The 8,520-nt window shown below is 65.3% G+C and carries 11 protein-coding genes; 4 read left to right on the top strand and 7 right to left on the bottom strand.

What is annotated here, in order from left to right; genetic code table 11:
- Positions 1–86: 86 nt before the first annotated feature.
- The 3 genes from ACXJL8_RS26140 to folE all read right to left on the bottom strand — a co-directional run bounded on the left by ACXJL8_RS26140 (position 87) and on the right by folE (position 2,475).
- Positions 87–1,148 (bottom strand): lytic transglycosylase domain-containing protein, encoded by a 1,062-nt coding sequence (locus ACXJL8_RS26140; protein ID WP_456624116.1) that lies wholly within the window; start codon positions 1,146–1,148, stop codon positions 87–89.
- A gap of 187 nt (positions 1,149–1,335) precedes the next feature.
- Positions 1,336–1,758, bottom strand: a complete 423-nt coding sequence (gene hisI / locus ACXJL8_RS26145; RefSeq protein ID WP_456685846.1) for a phosphoribosyl-AMP cyclohydrolase — start codon at positions 1,756–1,758, stop codon at positions 1,336–1,338.
- A 27-nt stretch (positions 1,759–1,785) separates the two neighbouring features.
- Positions 1,786–2,475, bottom strand: a complete 690-nt coding sequence (gene folE, locus ACXJL8_RS26150; RefSeq protein ID WP_456618580.1) for a GTP cyclohydrolase I FolE — start codon at positions 2,473–2,475, stop codon at positions 1,786–1,788.
- A 245-nt stretch (positions 2,476–2,720) separates the two neighbouring features.
- Between folE and ACXJL8_RS26155 the strand changes: the two genes are divergently transcribed.
- On the top strand, positions 2,721–3,176 hold the full coding sequence (locus ACXJL8_RS26155; RefSeq protein WP_456618581.1) for an iron-sulfur cluster assembly scaffold protein: 456 nt from the start codon (positions 2,721–2,723) through the stop codon (positions 3,174–3,176).
- Between the two features lie 118 nt (positions 3,177–3,294).
- Here the strand turns inward: ACXJL8_RS26155 and ACXJL8_RS26160 are convergent, their stop codons facing one another.
- Positions 3,295–4,188: a hypothetical protein gene (locus ACXJL8_RS26160; RefSeq protein WP_456618582.1), complete on the bottom strand. Its 894-nt coding sequence runs from the start codon at positions 4,186–4,188 to the stop codon at positions 3,295–3,297.
- A 248-nt stretch (positions 4,189–4,436) separates the two neighbouring features.
- Here ACXJL8_RS26160 and yidD point away from each other — a divergent pair, with 248 nt between their 5' ends.
- Together yidD and ACXJL8_RS26170 are read left to right on the top strand one after the other, a co-directional pair.
- Positions 4,437–4,775 (top strand): membrane protein insertion efficiency factor YidD, encoded by a 339-nt coding sequence (gene yidD / locus ACXJL8_RS26165; protein ID WP_456618583.1) that lies wholly within the window; start codon positions 4,437–4,439, stop codon positions 4,773–4,775.
- A gap of 101 nt (positions 4,776–4,876) precedes the next feature.
- A complete protein-coding gene (locus ACXJL8_RS26170) occupies positions 4,877–5,089 on the top strand; it encodes a hypothetical protein (protein ID WP_456618584.1) in 213 nt (70 codons plus the stop codon).
- 1 nt (position 5,090) lies between these two features.
- Here ACXJL8_RS26170 and ACXJL8_RS26175 read toward each other — a convergent pair whose 3' ends face one another.
- Genes ACXJL8_RS26175 through ACXJL8_RS26185 form a run of 3 tightly spaced genes read right to left on the bottom strand, consistent with a single transcriptional unit; the run spans position 5,091 to position 7,934 of the window.
- Positions 5,091–6,047 carry a PDR/VanB family oxidoreductase gene (locus ACXJL8_RS26175; protein ID WP_456618585.1) on the bottom strand — a complete coding sequence of 319 codons (957 nt, stop codon included), beginning with the start codon at positions 6,045–6,047 and terminating at the stop codon, positions 5,091–5,093.
- Positions 6,044–6,565 (bottom strand): MOSC domain-containing protein, encoded by a 522-nt coding sequence (locus tag ACXJL8_RS26180; RefSeq protein WP_456685847.1) that lies wholly within the window; start codon positions 6,563–6,565, stop codon positions 6,044–6,046. The genes ACXJL8_RS26175 and ACXJL8_RS26180 overlap by 4 nt, the downstream gene beginning before the upstream one ends.
- A 55-nt stretch (positions 6,566–6,620) precedes the next feature.
- Positions 6,621–7,934, bottom strand: a complete 1,314-nt coding sequence (locus ACXJL8_RS26185; RefSeq protein ID WP_456618587.1) for an MFS transporter — start codon at positions 7,932–7,934, stop codon at positions 6,621–6,623.
- 347 nt (positions 7,935–8,281) lie between these two features.
- On the opposite strand from ACXJL8_RS26185, the gene ACXJL8_RS26190 reads away from it, so the two are divergent.
- Positions 8,282–8,520, top strand: a 239-nt coding sequence (locus ACXJL8_RS26190) for a helix-turn-helix domain-containing protein (protein WP_456685848.1), incomplete at its 3' end; no start/stop codon positions are given.

The following is an 8,520-nucleotide window of genomic DNA, read 5'->3' on the forward strand; positions in this document are numbered from 1 at the left end:
GAACCAAGCTGCCTGACTCGCCTGCACCCGCTCTGCAGCGGAGCGTCAATGCGTGCCGCTCCGCGTCCGGGACACGAGAGTAGACGTCAGCTCGAGAAGGTGCCGCTGCGATCGCTGAAGAGATCAAGCGGCTGCGGCGGCCGCACCTCGGGGGTCGCTGAAGCCACCGAGGTCAGCGAGGCATTGTTGCCCCACAATTTCTGCACCGTCGTCGAGACCGGCTGCGTGGCATCGCCGGGCTGGTAGATCGAGCGAAACACCGGCGTGCTCGGTGCATTGTCCGCGACCGTCGCTGGCGACGTTGCGCCGACGGGCGTCACGCCGCGGGTGTCCGGAAAGGTCTGGAGGTAGGCGGCGTTGTTGATCAAGGGTGCGGTCGCCTGCACACCGTTTGCGCTCGCGACCTGCGTGGTCGACGGCGCGTCCCCATACATCGCCATCGCGCTGCGCGTGGTCTTCGAATTTGCCGCGCTCGCGTAGCGCGCGTCCAGCACCGAATAGACCTCGGAGACGCTGCGGGCGCGGCCATCCCTGGCGTAGAAGATCGAACGGTTGGCGGATGCCGCATTGGGGAACAGCCGCGCGCCGATCGCTTGCGGATTGTCCTCGGCATTCGCGATCAGTTTTGCGGCTCCGCCGACGCCCATGAAATGCGCCATGTAGAGCTCGCTGTCGGACGGCCTGCGACCGAGCAGACCGGTAAGCTTGAAACTGTTCGACTGCGTCAGCGCCGCCGCCATGCTGGAGGCAGCCTCCGGGTCGTCGCGCAGCTTCATGATCGACCGCTTCATCACGGGATCGTCGACGGTGTAGCTGCCCGACGAGGTCCTGGTGATTGCGTCGGCGTAGTTGCCATAGCCGAGCTGGGTCCCCGCCTCCTTCACCGTACCGAGCCAGGTCTGGTCGATGAACTGGTAGAGCCCGTGCGCGGACGACGTCGTGGCGCCCGCCGTCGGATCGAAATCCGATTCCATCTTGGCGGTGGTCAGCATGTATTCGAAGCTGACGCCGGTGAGGCTGGAGGCCTGCTTGATCGCACCGGCGACGCGCGCCCGCGACGGATCGGTAGCGGCCGTCTGCGTGGCACTGGAATTGTCGACCGACATGATGGAGTGCCCGCCCCGCGCGGCGTTGAGCGGCGCCGGCAATTCGGACGCCCTGTCGTCTCACCGTGGGACAGCTATGGTTAATGCGGGGTTAATTCGGCCCTCGGCCCCCACCCCGAGTCATTCCGGGGCGCACCAAAGGTGCGAGCCCGGAATCCATCCACCTGCGCGTGATGCCTCACGATGGATTCCGGGCTCGCGCTGCGCACGCCCCGGAATGACAGAGGGGCTACTTCTTATAGACCGCGCTGGGATCGAACAGCCGCTCGGCATCGACGAAGACGAGCTTGGCGCCGCCGCCCTCGGCCTCGACCTTGCGGTAGAAGCAGGACCGGCGGCCGGTGTGGCAGGCCGCGCCGATCTGCTCGACACGAAGCCAGACCGCGTCCTGGTCGCAATCAGTGCGCATCTCGACCACGCGCTGGGTCTGACCTGACGTCTCACCTTTTCGCCACAAGGCATTGCGGGAACGGCTGRAGTACCAGGCCTCGCCGGTCGCGATGGTCTTGCGCAGCGCCTCGCCATTCATGTGGGCGACCATCAGCACGTCACCGGTGGCAACGTCGGTCGCCACGCAGGTCACGAGGCCGGCGGCGTCGAACCTGGGCAGGAAGGAGAGGCCTTCCTCGATCTCATGGGAGTGAGCGGACACAGAAACCTCGCCAGTCAACTCGCGAGGTCAGCGCGTGCCTCGCACCAGGGACAGGAAACGGGCCTGCTCCGCCGGATTGTCGCGGAACATGCCGGTAAAGCGGCTGGTGAACGTGGAGGCGCCATGCTTGGCGACACCGCGCACCGACATGCAGGTATGCTCGGCCTCGATCAGCACGGCAACACCGCGGGGCTTCAACACCTCGTCGATGGCCGCTGCGATCTGCGCCGTCAGATGCTCCTGGGTCTGGAGCCTGCGGGCGAAGATGTCGGTCAGGCGCGCGAGCTTCGACAGGCCGACGACGCGCTCCACCGGGGTATAGGCGATGTGCGCCCTGCCGTAGAACGGCATCATGTGGTGTTCGCACTGCGAGGTGAACTCGATGTCGCGCACCAGCACGAAGTCGTCATAGCCGGCGGTCTCGCCGAAGGTGCGGTCGAGCACTTCGGCCGGGCACTGGTGGTAGCCCTGATAGAGCTCGTCGAAGGCCTCGACCACGCGGCGCGGCGTGTCGAGCAAGCCCTCGCGCTCGGTGTTCTCGCCGATATAGGCGAGCAGCGTCTTCACCGCGTGCTCGGCCTCGGCACGCGCCGGGCGCGGCTGGTCGGCGCGGACGGCGGCCGCGAGGAATTCGGCAGGGTCCAGCTCCGCGGGGCGGCTCTCGGGCTGCTTGTCGGAAGGCTTGCTGGGGCGAAGGGATTTGATCGCAGCGTCCATGTCTACTCCGTTCGACGGCCTAGCGGCCGGAGTGTCACCGGCAGACGGGGCGGCAAAGCCGCCGGACGCCTGAAGAGTACAGTTTTGGCGAAAGAGGTCTCAACTCTAACGTCGGCCGCGCGGCTCTGGATCAGCACCGCCGGACCGGACCGCTGGACTGTTTTTCCGCCAGTTCCGACCCTATATAGGACCGTGGACGGCGCCCGCCAAGGCCGATCCCGCCCGGAAGTGCTGGACTCCATCACATGCTGAACGACATCTACAACAAGCGAATCATCGAGCTGGCCGGGAATATTCCGCGGCTCGGGCGGCTTTCGGACCCCGACGCCACCGCCACCGCACACTCAAAACTGTGCGGCTCGACCGTGAAGGTCGATCTCAAGATGGACGGCGCCACTGTCACCGACTTCGCCCACGACGTGAAGGCCTGTGCGCTCGGCCAGGCCTCCTCATCCATCATGGCAAGTCACGTCGTTGGCTCGACCGCGAGCGAACTCCGTGAGTTACGCGAAACTGTTCGCAAGATGCTGAAGGAAAATGGCGCGCCGCCGGACGGCAAATGGGCCGAGATCAAGTTCCTGGAGCCGGTCCGCGACTACAAGGCGCGCCACGCCTCGACACTGCTGACCTTCGATGCCGTGGTCGACGCCATCGGTCAGATCGAGGCGAAGGCGAAGCAGCCGGCTGCGGCGCAGGGCTGAACCCCGCCCGCGTCGTTCCGGGCGTCGCGAAGCGACGAACCCGGAATCCCGAGATTACAGCGCGGGACTCCGGGTTTGCGCTACGCGCGCCCCGGAATGACTGCCAAGATTTGAGATCCTACTTCTGCGAGCCCGCGCTCGGCGCCGTCCCGGTCGGCACGACGGCTTCCGCCGTCTTGGTCGACCTGGCCGCCTGCTCCGGTTCCACGCCAAACCTGGCCTGCGTCTTCGGTGTCAGCTCCGCCATCGCCGGCGCCGAGACATCGACATGCGGCAGCACGTCGGCCACGAGATCGGTCGTCACCAGATTGGTGAGCTTGAGCTCGCCGGCGTCCAGCTCGTGCAGATCTTCCCACGGCGGCACATTCAGCGCGAGCGACAGGAGGTCGCCGGCACCGCCCATGTCGAAGGTGTATTTGGCGAGCCGGCCGATGTCGCGCTCCACGATCATCAGGTCCTGCGCGCTATAGGTTGCCGCCTTCGCATCGTCGGCACGGTCGCCCATCCAGATCTGATGGACCCGGACATGGGCGGCTTCCGGCACGTAGCGCTTCTTGCCGGCCAGCAGCAGGAACACGCACATGGATTCGCAATAGGCCTCGGGAGCGACGGCTGGACGGGCGCTCTGTCCGCCGCGGCTCTGCTGCGAGATCCCGACCGTGGTCAAAAGGCCGAGATTGCGGAAGCGCCGGCCGAGCGTGATCGCGTCATTGACGGAACCGCCGCTGGAGTCGAGCACGACGGTGGCGCCGCCGAGCTGGCGCCCGCGGGCAAACTCCTCGAAATCCTTGGGCGTATCAGCGGTGATGATGCCGACCGCGCTGACCCAGCCGCGGCAGTTCGGCTCGCAAGCGACCCAGTTGAACTTCATCGGCAGCTTGCGCTCTTCGAGCGTGGCACCGGCATGAGCCGTTGTGCCGGTCGTGGCGACAGCTCCGAAGAGCGCGACGCCAAGTGCGGCAGCCCCAAGCAACAACCAGCCGCGACGATCAAGGGAGTTCAGAAGTCTCAATCTGGTTCCTTCCCCAAGCCCCAAAGGTCCCCCAACAATCCCCGGTAGCGCCCTCTGAGTCCATCATACAGGCGTATGTTTCTACACACGGGCGTCATAAAAATGGTATCCGGGGGAATACAGATCGTCCACAGGTACTTGCTGCACTGCTCCCAAAAAGCACGATAAATATGGCGCAGAAACAACAACTTGCGGTTCCCTGCGCCGGAACCGCGCAATACCTCGCTCACGATCGCAGCACAGCGCCCATGAAGCATTCAGCCTGCGAGCACTGTTCCACTCACGTCGAGGGCGCGCTCCGGCTCCCGCGCAGATTCGGCCGCGCACTGATCTGGCTCTACCGCCACACGCTCTCGCCGCTGGTCGGCTACAATTGCCGGCACCTGCCGACCTGCTCTGTCTATGGCGACGAGGCGATCGAACGGTTCGGACTCTGGGCCGGCGGCTGGATGACGCTCGCGCGACTGCTCCGCTGCAATCCTTTCGGCACCTCGGGGATCGACAACGTCCCCCTCACCGCACCGCAAGGCGCGCGCTGGTATCTGCCCTGGCGCTATGGCCGCTGGCGCGGCGTCAACGCGTCCTGAATATGACCAGGAACGCCGCGGCGCCTCACGCATCGCCGCCTTGAATGGAACCGGAACTTCCCGCTCGCGTTGTTGTGATGCTCCCACGGGAGGAAACAAGAATGCGCTGGAAAATCAGCCCTCATTTTCACTTCAGGTTTGGGCCAAATCCCGATCACCGCGGGCATCATCACGATCCCAGAACCCTCGACATGCTCGCCATCATCGCACTGCTGGCGCTCGTGCTCGGCTCGGGCTGGTACCTGGCGACGAGCTTGGCCACGCCGCCGGGCACGACGGCGTTCATCGTGCCCAGCCAGAGCGTACACTGGTAGGCTAGAGATCCAGCACCAATCGATCCGCGTCTGAGCCTGCGACGCACACCATGAGATAGCGTTCGCGCTCGTAGGGCGACAGGATGCGGTCGCGATGGACGGGCTCGCCCTCGAGCCAGCCGACCTTGCAGGCGCCGCAGATGCCGCCGCAGCAGGACGTCGCGATGTCGACGCCTGCTTGCTGCAAGGCGGCCAGCATGGTCTGGCCGGCGCGAACCTGGATCTCGGCGCCGGAGCGCGCCAGTGACAGCGTGAAGGGCTTTGCGTCGGGATCGATGACCGGCGGCGGCGCGACGAAACGCTCGATATGAACATTGGCCGCGGGCCAGGCGGCGGTCACCCGCTCGAAATCGCCGGTCATGCTTTCCGGACCGCAGCAAGCGACCAAGGTCTCCGAGCCGCCCTTACCGACCAGCGACGCAAGATCCGGACGTCCGCCCCGGGACGTCCGATGCACGACGATGCGACCATCGCCGATCAAGGGCGCGAGGTGAGACGCGAGCGGCACCTCCTCGCGCACGATCAGATGAAGCGTGAAGTCGGCATGTCCCGTTCGTGCGAGGTGCCGCGCCATCGACAGGAACGGCGTCACGCCGATGCCGCCTGCGACGAACACATGGCGCGCAATCTGCGCGCCTGGCTCCAGCCCGCCGCGTGGCAGCGAGACGCCGATGACGTCGCCAAGGCCGACATCATCGTGAAGCGCGCGCGAACCGCCGCGCCCATCGGCCTCGCGCTTGACCGCGATGACATAGCGCGTGTTGTCGGCGGGCTCGTTGCACAGCGAATAGGTGCGGACGAGGCCGTTCGGCAAGTGCAGATCGATATGCGCGCCGGGCTTGAAGGGTGGCAATTCCCATCTATCGGGATCGGCCAGCGCAAACAGTTTTATTCCGTCGCCAGCCTCTTCGATGCCGGCGACGACTGTCTTGATCGTCGTGATCGGACGCGCCTTCATGCTGCGTTCCGCACGGTGTCGCCGACCCTGACGATGCCGCCTTGAAGGATTTTGCAGTTCAGCCCGGAGCGGTTGATGAGCGGATCGAAGATCGCCTTGCCGGTGATCTCCTCGATATGCYGGCATGGAATCGACAAGCGGGTTGCCTCCAGCAAGGTCTCGCCAAGCCAGAAGCGGCGTCCGACCAGATGGTTCAGCGGCACGCCCTCGACCGTCACGTTGCGGCGATGCTCCTCGGGGCCGAGCTCGATCCCGGCGTCGCGCTTGAGCGCAACCAGGGTCTCGAACTCGAACAGCGTGACTTGGCGGCCTTCTTCCGGCTTGTGCGAATAAAAACCCTCCTCGCGTCCGATCATGTAGCGGTCGCCTTCGATGCCACGGCCGGCGACGAGAGCAAGCTGCTCCATGGCGCGCATCGGCAGGAACGCGCGCGGGGCGAGATGGAGGAAGCGCACCACGCCGGTCCAGCCGAGGCGTGCTGCGCTCTGCGCGGAGCCGGTGTCGATCTTGTCAAGCATGACGGTATCCTCGTGAGAAGCGATGGCGCGCCGCAAGACGCGGCGCGCCCCGGGATCAGGTCAGTTCCTTGTTCGCCATCTCCGGCGCGAACGTGGTCGCGGTCGCGGTGATCGCCGCGCAGGCCATCAGCAGCAGCGAGACCGGCCACGTGGCGCCGCCGCTCCAGGCCATCAGAGATGCGGCAATCAGCGGCGTCAACCCGCCGCTGATGGCCGCGCCGACCTGAAACCCGAGCGAGGCGCCGCTGTAGCGCAGCCGCGCGGAGAACAGCTCGGAGTACCAGGGCGCGCCGATGCCGAACATCACCATCTGTCCGAACGTGATCGCGACCACGATGGTGCAGATGACGATGGTGGGATCGCGGGTATTGAGCAGCCAGAACAGCGGGAAGGCAAACAGCGCCGAGAACAGGCAGCTCCCGTAGAACATCGTCTTGCGGCCAAGGATATCGGACAGCCAGCCGAACAGCGGAATGGCAACCAGCGCGACCAACGATGCCGCGAAGGCGCCGTTCAGCACCACCGTGCGCGACAGGCCGAGACTCGTCGTCGCGTAGGACATCACGAACACGCCGCCGATGCTGGCATAGGCGATCTCAGAAATCTTGAGCCCGACCGCAGTGAAGAACGGCCTGCGGTGATGCCTGAAGATCTCGACCAGCGGCAGCTTCGCGACCTCCTTCTTGGCCTGGACCTGGCGGAAGGCCGAGGTCTCCTCCATGTTGAGGCGGATGTAGAGGCCGACGCCGACGAGGAGGATCGAGATCAGGAACGGAATGCGCCAGCCATAGGTCATGAACTCGCTTTCCGGCAGGCCCGCCACCAGCGCAAACATGCCGATCGCGGCGAGATTGCCGATGGGGTTGCCGACCTGCACCATGCTGCCGAGCAGGCCGCGGCGGTGCGTCGGGCAGTTCTCGACCACCATCAGCACGGCGCCACCCCATTCCCCGCCGAGGCCGATGCCCTGGAGGAAGCGCAAGCCGATCAGCAGCAGCGGCGCGGCGATGCCGATCTGCTGATAGGTCGGAAGCAAACCGATCAGGAAGGTGCCGACGCCCATTACCATGATCGTGATCGCGAGCATCGCCTTGCGGCCGACCCGGTCGCCGTAATGACCGAAGATCGCAGCGCCGAGCGGCCGCGCCAGGAATCCGACCGCATAGGTTCCGAAGGCCGCGATGGTGGCGAGCGCGGGGTTGCCCGCGGCGAAGAAGACCTTGTTGAAGACCAGCGCGGTCGCCGTCCCGTAGATCAGGAAGTCATACCATTCGACCGCGGTGCCGATCACGCTCGACCACACGATCCGTCGCAAGCTCGCCGCTTCGTCCGGCGCCACGTTCAGGGTTACGTCGTCTGCTACGGTCATCGATCTCTCCAAAAAGTACCGGCGCCAGGGGAAGCAGGTGGTTCTGTCCGTGGAGCCCATCGGCAGCCAGGAACGTCAAAAATCGACCATGTTTACTGTTGGAAATCAACGACGCGGAACGCGGCAAATGCCGCATCGATCGGCAAAACCCGCAATTTGCACTGTTTTTCAGCTATTATACGTGGAATGCCAGCGTCTCTGCCCACAATATCCGCGGCCCTGCTTGAAATTTCCGCGCATAAGTTTTCCATTGGGATACATCCGCGAGCGGCTGGCGCGAGCCGCCGGGCTGGCAGTCGGGCGGCATCTGATGCAAAAGAGGCATCAGCAGTTCAGGAGACTCATGCGTGCTTGACGTCAGCAAAGCGACGGCCGTCGGGGCCAACATCCGCCAGGCGCGGATCGCCAAGGGCCTGACGCTGGACCAGCTCGCCAGGCAGAGCGATCTCACGCGCGGCTACATCTCCCTGGTCGAGCGCAATCTGAAAATCCCCTCGCTCGCCGCCCTGCTGCGGATGGCCGCCGCGCTCGAGGTCAATGTCGCGAACTTCTTCGACCCCAACGCCGAGCCCGCGCCGCGCTACAC

The sequence above is a fragment of the Bradyrhizobium sp. P5_C11_2 genome, from assembly GCF_054049755.1.

Excerpts from the sequence above, each read along its gene's own strand:
- yidD (WP_456618583.1), top strand. The coding sequence starts at position 4,437 with ATGAAGCATTCAGCCTGCGAGCACTGTTCCACTCACGTCGAGGGCGCG.
- ACXJL8_RS26185 (WP_456618587.1), bottom strand. The coding sequence starts at position 7,934 with ATGACCGTAGCAGACGACGTAACCCTGAACGTGGCGCCGGACGAAGCG.
- ACXJL8_RS26170 (WP_456618584.1), top strand. The coding sequence starts at position 4,877 with ATGCGCTGGAAAATCAGCCCTCATTTTCACTTCAGGTTTGGGCCAAAT.
- folE (WP_456618580.1), bottom strand. The coding sequence starts at position 2,475 with ATGGACGCTGCGATCAAATCCCTTCGCCCCAGCAAGCCTTCCGACAAG.
- ACXJL8_RS26155 (WP_456618581.1), top strand. The coding sequence starts at position 2,721 with ATGCTGAACGACATCTACAACAAGCGAATCATCGAGCTGGCCGGGAAT.
- ACXJL8_RS26175 (WP_456618585.1), bottom strand. The coding sequence starts at position 6,047 with ATGAAGGCGCGTCCGATCACGACGATCAAGACAGTCGTCGCCGGCATC.